We start from the raw sequence: 16604 nt of genomic DNA, 5'->3' as shown, positions 1-16604 counted from the left end.
CCTCCTCGCGGGGAACGGCTGCTTGTCCCAAACACAAACAGTCCCGCCGGAACGCACGTTCCGGAATTTTTCCGGGGTCTGCCACGGCAATGCTTCCTTACCAGAATTGTGGCCGATGGCCCTGGGATGGGATCGCATGGATCTTTCATGGCATACCCTGCAATCCGAACGTGGCGGCAAGTGGAACATTGAAGCTCTGAAGAAATTCGGAAATCGGATTCTGGCCATGCAAACCCGCGGTGCAAAGGTTCTGCCGATACTCGATTACGGCAGCGGCTGGACGACGGAAAATATTCCGGATCAGGAGTTCGATTTCTGCGGAAGGCAATATTCTATCACCAGACGTGCGGATGGGGATTTCTCTCTGCGGGTATTCAACCGCCAGAAAATCAACGGAATAGAGAGACAGATCCTGGTCAACGCGACCCCAATCACTGCCCGGCGTATGAGCCAGCGCTTCGTGCAGGATGACCAGGTCGAGGAGTGGAAAGCATTTGTACGCAAGGCCGTCTCTTTTTTGAGAAAAGAACCGTACAGCGTCGAATATTTCCAGATCTGGAACGAGGCACATCCGTCGAGTTCCTTCTGGTACGGCGATATGGATACCTATATGAGAAACGTCCATCTGCCTGCAGCGGAAGTCATTCATGAACTCGGGGGGAAAGTCGTCTACGGGGGGTGGATCTGCGGAGCTCCCCTCCGCGAACTTGTGAATTTACTCGACCGACATGATGCCTGGAGCTCTGTCGATGTAATCGATATTCATTATTTTCCCCTGGCGGGAATGGAATACCTCCGACGGGCAATGGCTGAACGCGGGCAGGAGAAGAAAGGGATCTGGCAAACTGAACTCGGTTTCAGTTCCGATCCGAACTACATCGGCAATCTCTATCCGCGTATTCTCTACTGGGCACTCGCAAACGGTTGGAACTGGGCAGACCAATATAAAGTATTCTATTTTGCTTACAGCAGCCCGGACGATCCGAAAGCATATGGGTTCGGCCGCAGTCTCATACTCGGAAAGCGGCAGAATCTCAGCGGAAAAAGTCTTGAAACCCTCGCTGAACTTCTGAACGGCGCACCGCTGGAGTCGTATGCCCCCGTCAAAAGTACACCGAAGTTGAAGTTCGAACTCAATGAACTTGCCAGTTCGCTGGAATCGTTCCGGGTTGGGAACCGCATTATCACGGCTGCGCATCTGTTGCCGAATAATCATGCAAAGATTTTTGTTGACTGGAACGGGGACCAGGATACGATCCACCTCGATTACGAACTGCCGGTGCTCCGTCTGGAATTCCCGGAGATCGCCCCTGACTGTATTGCTAAAATTGAACGGGTCAGCATGTATGGTTCGCGAATGGATCTCACCGAACGCCTGGAAGCGGGAGATGGAACGGCGGTCAATGTTCCGATCCGCGAACCCGACCGAAGCGAATTCCGGTTTACTGATATGCCGGAAGATTTTCTTCCGCAGGTATTCTATACGGTCATCACCTTGAAAACCGCCGGAGGCCGATGATGAAATATATGCTTGCAGTGGGTCTGTCCCTGACCATCGGAATTGTACATGCGGTCACATTCCGGGAATTCTCCGGGGTTTGTCAGGGAGGTGACCTGAGCAGTCCCTGCTGGGATACATTTGCCGGTTGGAATCGTTTCGACATCAGCTGGAGCTCTGCCGAACCGGAAGAGGGAAAATTCAACGAGGCGTATCTGGAGAAAATATACGCCAGAATCAAACAGAATCTCGACCGCGGCGTTCAGGTTCTGCCGATGATCGGATATGCGCCGGGCTGGGCATCGCACCGCGGAAAGTATGAATTTATTTCAGGAAATATCCGGCGGATCTACCTTCCTCTTGACGGAAACCGTTATCTGCTCAAAGAGTATCGAAAGCAAAAGAACGGCAACTGGGAGCTCCAGAAGCAGAAAGACGGCGGGATGGAACGGATCATCCTCAATCCGCGCATTCCCCTCGCCCCCGAAAACATCTCCAAATGGCGGAAGTTCATACGACGTATCGTTTCCGATTTGCGGGCGAAACCGTATTGTCTCGAATATTTTCAGATCTGGAATGAGGCACATCCGAAGAGCGGTTTTTACGACGGAAGTATGACCGATTACCTCAAAAAAATCCATCAACCTGCAGCGGAAGAGATCCACAGCCTCGGCGGCAAGGTCGTCTACGGAGGATATCCATGCTGTGGCTCTGTTGACGCACTTGCGAATGCCCTGTCGGAAACCAACGCATGGAATTCAATCGATGTGATTGACATCCACTACTTCCCGGAATGGTGCATGGAGTATCTGCGTCGCAAAGCCGAAGAGAACGGTCGCCCCGATCTGGGAGTCTGGCAGACGGAAATCCTCTTTCATCGCAAATATTATGCCGTTGCCCAAATTTACCCGACAGTGCTCTACTGGGGGCTCACCCACAACTGGAGTTATCCGGAACGATATAAACTCATGGCCTTTGCTTTCGGCAGTCCGGATGACCCGAAGGCTTACGGATACGGGAAATGTCTGCTTGCAGGGAAAAAGCTGACTCCACACGGCAAAGCCCTCGAGACTCTTGCAGAAATTTTCGGGGGAGAGAATATTTATCCATACAACCGGGTATGGAGCGAACCCAGGCTCGAATTTGCCAACCGGGGCGACCGCATGAGCGCGTTTCGTTTCGGAAACAAAATTCTTGTCGCGGCAGTGTTTGAAAACGCCACGCTTGAAAGGCAGGAAAAAGAACTATGCAGTACCTTGCGTTTAACCTTCCCCGACATTGCTGCAGATTCCATTGCCGCAGTAACCCGAATCGGGATTTTCGGTGAAACAACCGATCTCTCGGGAGATTGGGAGCGTTCAGAAAACGGAATACTCGTCAGAGTTCCTTTGCTGGAAAATGCGGCGACTCGATATTCCGATCAATTTCTGAAAGAAAATTCTCTGCGCCGTCCGGCTCTCTACGTACTGGTCGAACTGCGCAAATAAAAAACGTTCACTTTCCCTGATTCCTCCTGCCCGGCAGGCTATACGTTCGGATTGTACGGGTGAGCTCGACCGGGGGGGGGGGGGGGCCGGACGGGGCGCCCCCGCCATAGAGGCGGAATCCCTGAAATGTTTCGAGTTCTTCATCCGGCAGCAGCCGCGAGAGACGGCCCGATTCCAGCTTTATCGGATCGCCAGTGAACGGATTATGCGGCTTCCCTTGGGAAGAGCCGCCTCCTCTGCGACCAATGCGACGGAACCGAGTTCAGAGTCCCGGGCGGAGAATATTTCGATTCCGCCACACTCATCGCTTTGCCAAGGCGGTCGAATTCGGCGAGAACCGCCTCGGGCGATGAAACGTACCATTCCCGGAAATCGGAGTAGCGGCAGATGATTCCCTCGCGCTCGATGTTCCGGACCGTCGAAGCGAACCTGATCCGGGAATACGCGTCGAACGCTACCCACGCCAGCACCGGAATCAAACAGAAAACCATGCAGCCCGTCGCCACCGGATAGTTCCGGAAAAGCCGCGCCACTCCCGTAGGAATCTTCTTCATGCCTTCTCCCGTGTTTCCGGTAACATACAACGATTTTCCCCGCATCTCAATCTCCCTGCGGAAAAGCGCTTGAAAAATCAACCTCACCATTGTACAGTGTAAGTAAACTCTTTTTGCAGCTCAAATTCAGAGGAAGAAATGGAGGAGGAATGTCGAAGATGTTTTCCGAACGGACTTCCCGGATCATCGGCGGAGTCCTGCTTGCGCTGCTGCTCGTTTCGCTGGGGTTCGCGTATCATGTGCGCGCGCGCCAGCAGGGGGACGACGGCGGCTCCCGCATCCTGAAACTCGGTCACGGACTCCCGACCGACCACCCCGTCCATGAAGCAATGATGCACATGGCCGAACGGCTCGCGGAACTCTCCGGCGGCAAACTGCAGATCCAGGTCTACCCCTCCGGCATGATCGGCTCCGAAGCCGAGTGTCTCAAGCAGGCGCAGAACGGCCAGATCGATCTCGCCAAAACCTCGACCGCCGTACTCGAGTCGAGCGTCCCGGAAATCACCGCGATCGGACTGCCCTATGTCTTCCGCGATGAGGAACACTTCTGGAAAGTGCTGAACGGCCCCATCGGCAAAGAACTCGCCGAGCGGCTCCCCGCCATGCGCGGACTCGTCTACTACGACGCCGGTACCCGCAACTTCTACACCACGAAAAAACCGATCCGCAGCGTGGACGATCTCAAGGGGCTCAAGATCCGCACCCAGCAGAGCCGCAGCGCCATGGATATGGTCAGCGCTTTCGGCGGTGCGCCGACGCCGATTCCGTTCGGCGAACTCTACACAGCCCTCTCGCAGGGTACTGTTGACGGCGCCGAAAACAATCTGCCGAGCTTCGAGACCGGACGCCACATGGAAGTGTGCAAATACTTCACGTTCAGTGAACACGTCATGGTTCCAGACCTGCTCGTGGTCAGCCGCGCAACCTGGGACTCCCTCTCCAAAGAGGAGCGCCGCTGGCTTCAGACCGCCGCCGATGAATCAGGTGTGCTCGAACGCAAACTCTGGGCAGAAGCCGATGAACGCGCCCTCGCCCGCGCAAAAGAGCTCGGCGTCGAATTCATCAAGGTCGACAAAGCCCCGTTCGCGAAGAAAATGGAGAAACTCTACGAATCCTACACCGGCGAAACCGCCGATCTGATCCGCCGAATCCGGGAGGTGAAATAAGATGCTCGAAACTCTCAAACGATATGCCCTGCGCATTCTGAACTTCTTTCTCATCGCCGCCGTCGCGCTCCTCGTTGTCGACGTGCTGCTCGGCGTCGGGTCCCGCTATCTCTGGGGCGCGCAGATCAAGTGGACCGAGGAACTCGCGACCGTGACGCTGATCTGGGTCAGTTTTCTCGGCATCGCAGCCGCATTCGAGGCGCGCGCCCACCTCGGGATCGATCTCGTCACCTCCCGCTTCACGCCGGGAATGCAGCGCAAAACCGCGCTCTTCATCCACATCGTGACGCTGCTCTTCGTCTTCATCGTCTTTGAAATCGGCGGGATCAAGCTAGTCGTGCAGGCGATTCACCACTGGAACGTACTGCCCGCCTTGCAGGTATCGGATGTGATCCAGTACCTGCCGCTGCCGGTGAGCGGCCTCTTCATCCTGCTCTTTGAAGTGTGTCAGCTGCGCAGCGACCTCGCACCGCAGCCGGAAAACAATGCCGGGGAGGTGCGCCATGACTGAAGTCGCCGTCGTCCTCGTACTCGTCTTTCTCGCTCTGCTGCTCTCGAACGTCCCGGTCGGTGTGGCGATCGGGACCGCCTCGCTCGTCGCGGTCTACGCGAACGGGGGCATGGCCTCGAGCGAAATGATCGTCGCCGACCGCATGATGAACGGCGTTAATTCGTTCTCACTGCTCGCGATCCCGTTCTTCGTCCTCTCCGGAATCCTCATGGGGCGCGGCGGCATGGCGCGGAGACTCATCGACTTCGCGAACGCGCTCGTCGGGAGGTTTCCCGGCGGACTCTCGTACGTCAACACGCTGACCTGCATGTTGTTCGGTTCGATCTCCGGATCGGCCACGGCGGCGGTTTCGAGCGTCGGCGGCTTCATGCTGCCGGAGATGACCCGCAACGGTTACGACCGCGACTTCAGCGTGGCGGTCACCACCACCGCCGCGACGACCGGGCTCATCATCCCGCCCTCGAACATCATGATCGTCTATGCGGTCGCCTGCGGCTCAGTCTCGATCGCGGCGATTTTCATCGCGGGCGTGATACCCGGCATCGTCATGGGGCTCTGCATCATGGCGGTCTGTTTGATCCACGCAGTCCGCAAGGGGGACAGGGGCGGAGCAAAATCGACCCTCCGTCAGATCTGGACGAGTTTCCGCCGTGCGTTCCTGAGTCTGTTTCTCATGGTCATCATCATCGGCGGCATCCTCGGAGGGGTTTTCACTGCGACCGAGGCGGCGGCCGTGGCAGTCGCCTACTCGCTGATTCTCGCCGTGGCGGTCTACCGCGAGGTGAAGCTGCGCGATCTGCCGGAAATCCTCCGCCAGACCGGAATCACGACCGCCGTGGTCATGCTGCTCATCGCGGTCAGCTCGGCGATGAGCTGGATCATGACGATCGCGAACATCCCGCAGACGATCAGTTCCGCGCTCATCTCGATCTCCGACAACCGGATCGTATTGCTGCTCATCATCAATCTGCTGCTGCTCGCGGTCGGAACGTTCATGGACATGACCCCCGCTGTGCTGATCTTCACGCCGATCTTCCTGCCGGTCGCGCGCGAACTCGGCATGAGCGACATCCAGTTCGGCATTATGATGATCGCGAACCTCTGCATCGGATTGTGTACGCCGCCGGTGGGCTCGTGTCTCTTCCTCGGCTGCGGCATCGGCAAGACTTCGATCGCGAACGTGACGAAACCGATGATTCCGTTCTTCCTCGCGATGATCGCGGCGGTGCTGCTCATCACGTTCATTCCCGCACTCTCGGAATGGCTGCCGGACGCCGCCGGACTACTGAAATAATCATGGATTCATAACGAGCAAATGCCTCGTTCCGCGCACAACGGAATCGAGGCATTTTCTCTCCCCTGACAACGAAAAAACCGCACCTCCCCTGAGAGAAGTGCGGCTTTTGAATCGTCTGATCCGTTCGGAAGCGTCAGCGCTTCGAGAACTGGAACCGGCGACGGGCTCCCGGCTGACCGGCCTTTTTGCGTTCCTTGACGCGGGCATCGCGGGTCAGCATTCCGGCAGCCTTGAGCACCGGTTTGATCTCCTCATTCATCTTGAGGAGCGCGCGGGCCACACCGTGACGCAGAGCGCCGGCCTGGCCGCTCATGCCGCCGCCGTCGATGTTCGCCCGGATGTCGACCTTGCCCTCGGTCTCGGTGAGCTTCAGAACCTGATTGACATAACCGCAAAGCGCTTCGCTCGGAAAATACTCCGTCATCGCCTTGCCGTTGACTTCGATCTTACCGGTGCCCGGCTGGAGCCGGACGCGCGCGACCGCGCATTTGCGACGACCGGTAGCAAGAATCTCTTCACTCTTAATAGCCATAGCGCTGCTCCATTACTTCACGGTGATTTTCTTCGGCTGCTGCGCAGTATGCGGATGCTCCGCGCCGGCGTAGACTTTCAGTTTGCTGAACTGCGCGCGACCGAGACGGCCGTGCGGCATCATTCCCCAGACCGCGTCCTTGATGAAACGCTCGGGGCAGCGCTCGCGCAACTCCTTGGCGGTGCGCTCCTTGTAACCGCTGCGGTAGCCGGTGTAGTCCACATACACTTTCTTTTCGCCCTTGCGGCCGGTGAAGACCGACTTCGCGGCGTTGATCACGATCACAAACGCACCCGTATCGATGTGAGGGGTATACGTCGGCTTGTCCTTGCCGCGCAGCGCATTCGCGATGCGGACGGCGAGACGGCCGACCGGAGCTTCCGACGCATCAAACAGGATGTACTCCCGCTTGATCTCACCGGTTTTCGCCAGATAAGTTTTCATAACTTCAATTTGTCCAGATTGATTCGGTTTTCGTACCTTTGCCGCGTCGCCGCCGGAACTTCGCACTTTTCCGCCGGCCGCAGACCGATCTCTCCCGCAGAATCGCCGTTCCGGGTTTCAGATGATCGGGTTTTCGCCCGGTCCGGGATAGCAGGTTCAAATAAAGTAGCACACATTCCACAGATTTCCAGTCGTTTCAGCCGGGTTTGTCAGATTTTTGTCATTTTTTTCGAGATTTCACCGGCACGCGGGCACTCAGCCGGAGCGCGCTGTTGATTTTATGCACATATTATGCTATATTGTTTCCTCATGAATACTTTCGACAACATCGCCGCGCCGGCGACCGGAATCGGCGGAGCGGTTTCGATTATCCGTATATCCGGCCCGGACGCGCTCGCAATCGGGCTGAAAGTCTGGCACGGCAGAACGCCGTTGTCGCCGGAACACCGGCGCAAAATGCTGCTCGGCCGTGTCGGCGTCGATTCCGCCCTCGCGGTCTACATGCCCGGGCCGGCGAGTTACACCGGGGACGACGTCGTTGAACTCCACTGTCACGGCGGACAGTCCGCCGCGGATCAGGCGCTGCGTCTCGCGTTCGACGCGGGCTGCCGTCTCGCCGAGCCCGGAGAGTTCACATTTCGCGCTTTCGTAAACGGGAAACTCGACCTTGCGCAGGCCGAAGCCGTCAATGACGTGATTTCCGCCGGAAGCGATCTCGCTCTCAAAGTCGCCGCCCGGCAGCTCGACGGCGCGCTCTCACGCAAACTTGAACGCATTTACGACGAACTCAACGAACTGCGCGCCGAGTGCGAATCGCGCCTCGACTTTCCCGAGGAGGAACTCGCGTGGGACCCGGAAGTCGCCGCCAAACTCGATGACATCACGAACCGCCTCCGCGAACTTTACGGGACGCGCGGCATCGGCGGCGCTCTGCGCGACGGCGTCGAACTCGTCCTCGCCGGGCATCCAAACGCGGGCAAGTCGAGCCTCATGAATCTGCTGCTCGGATACGATCGCGCGATCGTGACCCCGATCCCGGGCACCACTCGCGACACGGTCGAAGCGCAGACCGTCCTGCGGAATCTCCCCGTCCGGATCACCGACACGGCCGGATTGCGCGAGAGCAGCGACCCGATCGAACGCATGGGCGTCGAACGCAGCCGCAAATCGATCGCGACGGCGGGCGTGACGTTCTGGCTGCTCGACGCCTCCGCGCCCGATCTTGAAGCCGAGGTCGCCGGGATGGAACAGGCGCACCCCGCTCACCGGATCGCGGTCTGGAACAAAATCGATCTCGCTGCCGATCGGAAACTCCCCGAAATTTCCGGGCCCGTCGTGCGAATCTCGGTCCTGAAAGAAGAGGGAATCAACGAACTGCTCGACGCATTTGCCGCGGCAGCGGCCGGGTCTCCGCGCCCGGCACCGCCGGAAGTTGCGGTCAACGCCCGCGCAGCACGGCTGCTCGAAGAGGCGCTCCATCTGCTGCCCGAAGCTGCCGCACAGTTTCAAGACGGGGAGTTTGAACTCGCCGCCGCCGGAATCCGCACCGCCATGAACCGCGTCGGGGAAATCACGGGCAAAACCGTGGAGCCCGACATTCTCGACCACATTTTCAGCCGATTCTGCATAGGGAAATAATGAACGATACGAACAAAGAACGGAAACCGGAAACCGCCCCGGAATCGAAAGCGGAAAAAACCGGAAAAAAACCGCGCAGAGTTCTGCGCCGACTCCTGAAAGGTCTGGTCTGGAGTCTCTTCACCCTCGTCGTGCTCGCGGTCGTCGTCTTTATCGGCGGCGTGATCTACTGGAACTGGTATCTGCCGGAATATATCGAAACCCGTCTGCTGCCCCCCTGCCGCGAACAGCTCGGACTCGACGACATGGAACTCAAAATCCGCCGCATCGGACTGACCGGACTCGACCTCGAAACATTCGTCCTGACCGGAGAGGACGGACGGCGGCTCTCATTTGATTCGATCCGTGCGGACTACACGCCGCACCTGCCGTTCCGCACTCCGCGCGCGCTGGAGATCACCAATCTCACGCTCTCGGGAGGCGACATCCGTTTCGCGGTAAAAGAGGGGAAATTCACCATTTCCGGCTTCAATCTCGAGCGCGTACTTGCGCGCATTTCGGAACTCACGGCGAAGAGCGCCCCCTCCCCCGAATCTCCTGAACCGCCGCAGACGCCGGAAACCGCGGCGGTCGTACTCGAAAAAATCACGCTGCGCGATCTGCGACTCCATGTGAATTACGAGGGGCGCACAATGGTTATCCCGGTCGAAGCGGTCGTAACCTCGGAGAATCATGAGTGGAAACTCATCCGCGCCGAGGTCACGCTCACCCCGCGCGGCCAGAAAATCCACTTCAACGTCGCCTGCGATACCGTCGCAACCACAGCGAAAATCAACGGCGACGCGGAGTTCCGGATTGAGGCCTTTTCCGACCTGACCGGCGGCGGCATCGGCGGAGATGCGAAGGCCGACTTCAACGCCGCCGTCAGCTTCGCCGGCGGAGATGTGAATGCACTCGGAGCCCTCCATGTTGCACTCGGTCTCGGACCGAAGAGCGGAATTCCGGTGGATTTCTCAACCCCCGTCCAACTCCACCAGAACTGGAGCGTGCGTTACCGGACCGCCGAGCAGGAGCTTGTCGCGATTCTCGACGGAAATATGGAGCCGAACGCAATCACGTTCGACAGCGGTGCGGTTCAGGCGAAAACGACCGAGCCGGTTCGATGGAACCTCACCTGCACGAACACTCCGGACGCAGGATTCCGGATCGCCGGGGCGGACGTCACGACCGGACCGGTCCAGTTCGACGCACACGGCTATACGCTTCAGGCGCCGCAGCTCCGGCTTGAGGAGCACGACGGGCACTATCTGCTTTCCGGCAGCGGGATGAGCGTCACAAATCCGACGCTGAAGCTGAATGCCGATGCGATCAACCTCGTTATCCCGTTGCCGGCGACGGAGAAACTTCCGGCGACCCTGACCGCGGATTCGATCCGGCTGGGCGACCGCGAACTCGGCGTGTTCCGCAGCACGTTCTACGGCAGAAAGCGCGGGATTTTCCTCTCGGGCGATTTTGAAAACAAACTCATCCCGGGCGCCCGGATCGACTTCCGCGGCAACGTCACGCCGCGTCCGGGCGAGATGCCGGATATGCTCTTTGAAGTCAACGTTCCGCCCTGGTCGCCGAAACAGCCGATTGCACTGTCGAAAATCCGGCCGGAGTTCGGAGATGCGACGTTCACGGGCGTCCTGTCGCTCGGCGGCGCCGCCCGGTTTGAAAACGGGAAGCTGACCACCGGAGTGCAGATAATGCTTGAAGACGGCCTCTTCGACTGGCCGGAACTGCCGTTCAAGGCCGAGGGAATCCGGCTCGACCTGCGATTCAACGATCTGCTGAGCTTCAACACCCCCGCCGGACAGACGCTCCGGGTTGAGAAGATCCGCAGCGGGAATCTCGAATTCTCGGATCTGCTCGTTTTGTTCGACCTCACTTCGCAGAACCAGGCCACCATCGAGCGCGTCTCGGTCAACTGGTGCGGCGGCACGGTGATGGCGCATGCACTGCGTTTGAATCCGTCGGACTTCTCGAACTTCGCGCTCAACACGGAGATTTACTGTGAAAATCTCTCTCTGGCCGAACTTGTGACTCAGCTCGAACTAAGCAAGGCCAGCGGCGACGGCGTATTGTTCGGAAAGATCCCGGTGCGGATCAGTTCACGGCGGGGGTTCTCGATCGATACGAGTTATCTTTACACGCGCCCGGGCGCGAACAATACGATCAAACTCTCCGATCCGGAACAGATCGCCGGAGGCATGGCCGGCGCAGCCCTGCAGCAATCTCAACTCGACTTCGCGCTCGAGGCGCTGAAAGATTTCACCTACAGCTGGGCGAAACTGAACTTCACGACCGAAAAAGAGTATCTCGTGCTCTCTCTCCAGTTCGACGGGAAACCGAACCAGGCGCTGCCGTTCGCCTACGACGAGGCTTCCGGCCAGTTGAAACGCGACCCGGCCGGCAAGGCGCTCTTCGAGGGGATTCAGCTCAACATCAATACGCGCCTGCCGCTGAACCGGCTGCTGCGCATCTCGGAGAAATTCAAGCAATTCAACGAAAACAACGTCCAAAAGAAGGAGAATGCAAAATGAAAACGACCCTGATTCCGGCAGGTGCCGCCCTCGCCGCGGCGATTCTGGCCGGCTGCACGCCGACCATCAAAACTGAAAACGAAGTGACGATCAAGCCGATCCAGGTCACGATCGATGTGAATCTGAAAGTCGATCAGGAGCTCAATCAGGCGCTCTCAAGCGACGCGAAGAACATCAAGGCCGACCCGAACAGTTCGGACGTCCGGGAGCGCCGCCGTTCCCGCCGCGACCAGATCAAGGCATGGAAAGTCGCCCAGCTTATCGGCGAAAACAACCGCGGTCTGCTCGAGGCTCGCACTGCCGACGGCGTGCTGAGCACTTCCGTACAGAAAGTGGTCGACGCCGAAAACGCCGACCGTCAGCAGGTGTTCCAGGCGATCGCCGCAAAACAGAATATCACCCCCGAAGCGGTCGCACAGCGCTGGGCCAGCTACATGGCCGGACGCGCCGCGCAGGGGACATTCGTTCAGGATGCCGCCGGCAACTGGACGGAGAAATAACCGCCGCCGATGAACCGGTTCGAGTGCGACCTCTATCCGGAACAGCGCAGTCGCTGTCTCTGCTGTGACAGCGGCTGCTGCGACCGGTTTGAAATCGCCGTGACGCCCGAAGAGGCGCAGTCGCTCGAAGCACTGCACATCCCCGGAACGCCCCCGGCGGAGGAGTGTTTCACTCCGATTCCGGAGCGGAAAGAGCTCATCCTCAACAAGGGAGCGGATCACCACTGCGTCTTCGCCGACGGAAAGCTCTGCAAGATCCATAAACTCCGGGGATATGCGGCCAAGCCGCTCGTCTGCCGGATCTTTCCGTTCCACATCGAGCACTGGCGGGACGGCCGCATCTCGGCCGAACTGCGTTTCATCTGCCCCGGAGTCGGACGTCCCGACGGGAAACGCTCCGGGGATCTGCTCGGGGAACTCGGCATTCTTGCGCGGCAGCTCGGATTCCGCCGCGGCGCCAATGACTGCATCTATTCGGAGACGATCCCGGCTCCGCTCGAAACCGTCCGGAAGATTCACTGCGGATTCCGCACATTGCTGCATGACGCGGCATATCCCTTTCCGCTGCGCTGCTACGCGGCGGCACGCATACTGGAATTTCACATGCACGAGCCGGAATCGATCCGCTCCGCAGACGACAGTTTCGCGGACGACCTCACAGCATTTGTCCGCAAAGCGGCGCCCGAACTTGACGCCGAACTCCGGAGCGGGCGTATGGACGCTCTGATCCGGGCCGAGCTGCGCAGCCTCATCTGCGGCTATCTGCGCGACGACAATCTGCTCGACCGCTCGATCGGCCGCAGACTCCGGAGCATGGTCACCCACCTCCGGGTCTATTCCGGCAAAAGCCCGATCTCTGAATTGAATCCAGCCGCACCGCAATACACCATGCGGGCGATTCCGGCGGCGGCCGCATCGCTCCGGTGCTCGAACGATGCGATGGAGCTCTTCTTTGAATGGTTTTACGGGAAGCTCGATTCGATGCATTTCTGCGGAACCCGCTGCCACAATTACACATACGAGTATGGAGTGCGGCATTTGCTCCTGTCCGTTCCGGTCGTGATGCAGCTTGCCGCCGTCACTGCTCTCGCCGCGGAGAAAGAAACGATCGACCGCGATGAGATGCTCCGGAGCGTACGGCTTGCGGACTTCTCGTTCGGGAGATCTCCGTTCTTCCGGCTGCGCGCTGCGAAGCGCTGGCTCCGCCGTCTCGCCGAACCGAAACGGTATGCGGCCCTGCTCGGCACGCTGCCCGCCCTCCCCGCCGGAATGTGAGAATTCCGGCGTCCTTTTTCCCGGCGCATGAAATGCACACATTCAGCCTGATTTCCACAAAAAAATCGTCGTCCCCGCTTGACGCGGCAGGGCTGGAGGTGTATCTTTCCCCCAAAACTGTTTACCCCGACTCACGGAGGGAAAAATGGTAATCCGACCGAAAAACACTCACCCGGAACAGGTGCACGTCCGTTCCCGGACCGCACTGGCGCGTCTCGCGCTCGCACTTGTGCTCCCGCTGACCGCCGCATCCTGTGCGGACATTGCGGGAAACCGGGTGGAACATCTGCAGAGAAAGGAAAATAAGATGATCCTCATCGACACCCGCACCCCGGAAGAGTACGCCGCCGGCCATCTGCCCGGGGCGATTCTGATCCCGCATGACCGCATTCCGGCTGAAATAGAGTCCTGCGCGCCGGACCATTCCGCCCGGATTCTGCTCTACTGCCGCAGCGGCCGGCGCGCCGAGGCCGCCAAAGCGGCGATGGAGGCGGCGGGTTATACCGCAGTGGAAAATCTCGGCGGCATCGCTGAAGCTGCGGAAAAACTCCAGCTCGATATCGTTCAATGACGGCAGGATTCCGGCGGAGGATCTATGGAATCTCTTCCAGAAACTCCCCGGTTTCCGGCGGCCGCAATTCGCCTTTCCAGAGACCGAGCCGGTGCTTCCGGTAGGTGTAATCCGCGGGGAACAGATTGACCCAGACCCGATCCGGCATCTGCGGGAATTCAGTTCCAAGCAAATATACCGTCTTCTCCTCTGCCGGAATCCGGTAAGGCTCCTGGAGTTTGCGCACTTTCACCCCGGCGTAGTAGAGCTCCCCGTAAAGATCGAGAATGTTGCTCTTGTACAACGTCCCGGCCGGTTCTCCGCGCAGTTTCCCGGCGATCTCCATGCCGAAGTCGCGCTTTTCGTGTTCCTGCGCCCGATAGGGCTGAAGCACTGCCCAGAAAAAGATCCCCATCCCCATTGACGTGCACAGCAGCATGAGCCACACGGCACGGCTTTTCCGCCCGAAATGCACGTAGATCGCCAGCAGCAGCAGCAGCGCCGCGGCGAAGAATGCCGAAAGCCGGTAATGGAAAGAGTCGCTGAAAGCCGAAGAGAGCGAGAGACTCATGAAATTGCTCAGAAACTCTTCCGGGACAAAACATCCCGCGCCGACCGCGACGGCCGCTGCAATCAGAAAATATTCACAAAGGACCAGAATCCGGCGCAGCCGGTGGCCGTACCGGCGCATCCCCAGCTCGTAGTTGATCCCGACCAGAATCGACAGCGGCCCGAGCAGGAAAATCAGATCGCGCGGATCGTTGTCCGGCAGCAGCCAGAGCAGTGCGAGCGTCGAAATCGCCAGCGTCCGCAGATAGCGGCTCAGGATCGGCGTCTCATCCAGAGCCTGCAGCGCCACGCAGAAAGGAATCCACGCCACCAGCGTCCACGGCAGCAGCCGCAGCGCGAACTCGAACGGGAAATAGAGCAGTTTCAGCAGATAATCCGGCAGAGAGATCCAGCCGAACCAGAACGTATCCAGCGGCACCGTGCGCGCCATCATCCAGTGCGGGAGCGCCCAGAGCAGAACCGTCACGGCCAGAATCGCAATTCCCACCGGGAATCCCGCTTTGCGGAACTTCGACTTGACCGACAGCGGACGCCGGAAGAAGAACATCGGGAATACAAAGAGCAGCACCACCTTGAATCCCCCGGCCAGAAATCCGAGCGAAAGCAGCGTCAGCGACCAGATCCACCCCATGCTCCAGTTCGTCCGCCGCACACCGAACTGGAAGAAAACCAGCTGTGCGGCGAGCAGCAGAAACGCATTCATGGTCGCCGGATCGCCGTCAACGGCCTTTTCCAGCATCAGGTTCGTACCGAGATACATCGCCGCCGCCGCCAGCCCCGCCCGGGAGGAGCGTTCACTGGCCGCGGCGATATAGACGAGCATGGCCGAGGCCGCCACCATCGCCACGGAAAGCAGCCGCAACGCCAGCTCCATCTCCAGCCCGAGCCCCCGGTTCAACAGCGCCGTCAGCGCCGGATAGAGCGGATACGCATTGCGGATCACAACTCCGTGCGCCGTCACGACCGGGGAGTCCGGGGCGAACTCCGCGGCCAGCACCGCATAGAACCCCTCCTGTCGGAACAGCTCGCGCACCCCGAGAAACCACGGCTCGAACAAAACCAGAAACGCCAGCGCCAGTATGAGAATCCCGGCCCAGCGCGGAATGAATTTTTCCTGATAAACGCCCATCGGCAATCTTTCATCTTGCAACATTACTCGAAACTAATGTACCATTCCATCGCCGGTTTGTCAATCGTCCGGGCTGGAATTTCCGCTCACTCCGCCCGGTCAGTATCAGGCATGGAGATCGGTCGATGCCGTTTCCCGAGCAGCGTCGAGGAAACTCTGCTGCATGGAGTCCGTCGCCCCGCTTTACAGAACCATTCTGCGAGTGTATATTAAAGAGAAATACTGTATGGAAAGGGCTGTATGATGAAAAAAGCAGTGGTGCTGTTGAGCGGCGGACTCGATTCCGCCACGGTTCTGGCGATGGCGAAAGCCGCGGGGTTTGCGTGTCATGCGCTCTCTTTCGACTATGGTCAACGCCATTTATGCGAACTTGAGGCGGCTGACCGGGTCGCCCGCCAGCTCGGAGCGGAATGCCATAAAACCGTGAAGATCGACCTGCGACTCTGGGGCGGTTCGGCGTTGACCGACGATGCGCTCGCAGTCCCGGACGCGGAGGAGTCGAAAGGCATTCCGATCACCTACGTCCCGGCGCGGAATCTGATTTTCCTCTCGTTCGCGACGGCCTATGCCGAAGTCCTCGGCGCACGCGACATCTTCATCGGCGTGAACAGCGTGGACTACTCCGGCTACCCGGACTGCCGCCCCGCATTCATCGAGTCGTTCCGCGAGACCGCCCGGCTCGGCACCCGCGCCGTCGATGAGGGATGGAGTTATCAGATCAACGCGCCGCTGCAAAACATGAGCAAGGCGGAAATCATCCGCGCCGGCGTCCGGCTCGGCGTCGATTACAGCCTCACAACCAGCTGCTACAACCCCGATTCCGAGGGACGCAGCTGCGGGAAATGCGCATCGTGCGCTCTGCGTATCGCCGGATTCCGCGAGGCCGGGGTGCCCGACCCGACCCGCTACACGAAACGGTGACAGGGGA

The 16604-nt window shown here is 59.2% G+C and carries 15 protein-coding genes; 11 read left to right on the top strand and 4 right to left on the bottom strand.

Going from position 1 to position 16604, the window contains the following annotated elements; translation table 11 throughout:
• Nucleotides 1-136: 136 nt before the first annotated feature.
• A complete protein-coding gene (locus Q0J85_RS01610; RefSeq protein ID WP_294477603.1) occupies nt 137-1519 on the top strand; it encodes a hypothetical protein in 1383 nt (460 codons plus the stop codon).
• Nucleotides 1516-2985, top strand: a complete 1470-nt coding sequence (locus Q0J85_RS01605; protein ID WP_294477601.1) for a hypothetical protein — start codon at nt 1516-1518, stop codon at nt 2983-2985. The genes Q0J85_RS01610 and Q0J85_RS01605 overlap by 4 nt, the downstream gene beginning before the upstream one ends.
• A gap of 203 nt (nt 2986-3188) precedes the next feature.
• On the opposite strand, the gene Q0J85_RS01600 is transcribed toward Q0J85_RS01605, so the two are convergent.
• Nucleotides 3189-3539, bottom strand: coding sequence for a hypothetical protein (locus Q0J85_RS01600; protein ID WP_294477599.1), 351 nt, complete (start codon nt 3537-3539; stop codon nt 3189-3191).
• 149 nt (nt 3540-3688) lie between these two features.
• On the opposite strand from Q0J85_RS01600, the gene Q0J85_RS01595 reads away from it, so the two are divergent.
• From Q0J85_RS01595 to Q0J85_RS01585, 3 genes are read left to right on the top strand one after another with little or no spacing between them, the layout of a single operon-like run.
• A complete protein-coding gene (locus Q0J85_RS01595) occupies nt 3689-4705 on the top strand; it encodes a TRAP transporter substrate-binding protein (RefSeq protein WP_294477597.1) in 1017 nt (338 codons plus the stop codon).
• A gap of 1 nt (nt 4706) precedes the next feature.
• Nucleotides 4707-5216, top strand: a complete 510-nt coding sequence (locus tag Q0J85_RS01590; RefSeq protein WP_294477596.1) for a TRAP transporter small permease — start codon at nt 4707-4709, stop codon at nt 5214-5216.
• Nucleotides 5209-6510, top strand: a complete 1302-nt coding sequence (locus Q0J85_RS01585) for a TRAP transporter large permease (protein WP_294477594.1) — start codon at nt 5209-5211, stop codon at nt 6508-6510. The genes Q0J85_RS01590 and Q0J85_RS01585 overlap by 8 nt, the downstream gene beginning before the upstream one ends.
• A 136-nt stretch (nt 6511-6646) precedes the next feature.
• Here Q0J85_RS01585 and rpsI read toward each other — a convergent pair whose 3' ends face one another.
• Both rpsI and rplM read right to left on the bottom strand, forming a co-directional pair.
• Nucleotides 6647-7045, bottom strand: coding sequence for a 30S ribosomal protein S9 (gene rpsI / locus Q0J85_RS01580; RefSeq protein WP_294477592.1), 399 nt, complete (start codon nt 7043-7045; stop codon nt 6647-6649).
• A 12-nt stretch (nt 7046-7057) separates the two neighbouring features.
• On the bottom strand, nt 7058-7489 hold the full coding sequence (gene rplM / locus Q0J85_RS01575) for a 50S ribosomal protein L13 (RefSeq protein ID WP_294477589.1): 432 nt from the start codon (nt 7487-7489) through the stop codon (nt 7058-7060).
• A 309-nt stretch (nt 7490-7798) separates the two neighbouring features.
• On the opposite strand from rplM, the gene mnmE reads away from it, so the two are divergent.
• The 5 genes from mnmE (at nt 7799) to Q0J85_RS01550 (ending at nt 13998) form a co-directional block, all read left to right on the top strand.
• The gene (gene mnmE, locus Q0J85_RS01570) at nt 7799-9127 is read left to right on the top strand and encodes a tRNA uridine-5-carboxymethylaminomethyl(34) synthesis GTPase MnmE (protein WP_294477587.1); all 1329 of its coding nucleotides are present in this window, start codon (nt 7799-7801) and stop codon (nt 9125-9127) included.
• Nucleotides 9127-11652, top strand: coding sequence for a YdbH domain-containing protein (locus Q0J85_RS01565; protein ID WP_294477584.1), 2526 nt, complete (start codon nt 9127-9129; stop codon nt 11650-11652). Before mnmE ends, Q0J85_RS01565 begins: the two co-directional genes overlap by 1 nt.
• Complete coding sequence (locus Q0J85_RS01560) at nt 11649-12152, top strand: YdbL family protein (RefSeq protein ID WP_294477583.1); 504 nt, start codon at nt 11649-11651, stop codon at nt 12150-12152. Before Q0J85_RS01565 ends, Q0J85_RS01560 begins: the two co-directional genes overlap by 4 nt.
• A 9-nt stretch (nt 12153-12161) precedes the next feature.
• Nucleotides 12162-13427, top strand: a complete 1266-nt coding sequence (locus Q0J85_RS01555) for a YkgJ family cysteine cluster protein (protein WP_294477582.1) — start codon at nt 12162-12164, stop codon at nt 13425-13427.
• A gap of 145 nt (nt 13428-13572) precedes the next feature.
• On the top strand, nt 13573-13998 hold the full coding sequence (locus Q0J85_RS01550; RefSeq protein ID WP_294477579.1) for a rhodanese-like domain-containing protein: 426 nt from the start codon (nt 13573-13575) through the stop codon (nt 13996-13998).
• Nucleotides 13999-14020: 22 nt separating this feature from the next.
• On the opposite strand, the gene Q0J85_RS01545 is transcribed toward Q0J85_RS01550, so the two are convergent.
• Nucleotides 14021-15676: a hypothetical protein gene (locus Q0J85_RS01545; RefSeq protein WP_294477577.1), complete on the bottom strand. Its 1656-nt coding sequence runs from the start codon at nt 15674-15676 to the stop codon at nt 14021-14023.
• Nucleotides 15677-15916: 240 nt separating this feature from the next.
• Here Q0J85_RS01545 and queC point away from each other — a divergent pair, with 240 nt between their 5' ends.
• Nucleotides 15917-16597, top strand: a complete 681-nt coding sequence (queC, locus tag Q0J85_RS01540; protein ID WP_294477575.1) for a 7-cyano-7-deazaguanine synthase QueC — start codon at nt 15917-15919, stop codon at nt 16595-16597.
• Nucleotides 16598-16604: the final 7 nt, after the last annotated feature.

Origin of the sequence: uncultured Victivallis sp. (assembly GCA_944389935.1) — a bacterium.
Lineage (GTDB): Bacteria > Verrucomicrobiota > Lentisphaeria > Victivallales > Victivallaceae > Victivallis.
This window is presented reverse-complemented; position numbering and strand designations above follow the sequence as displayed.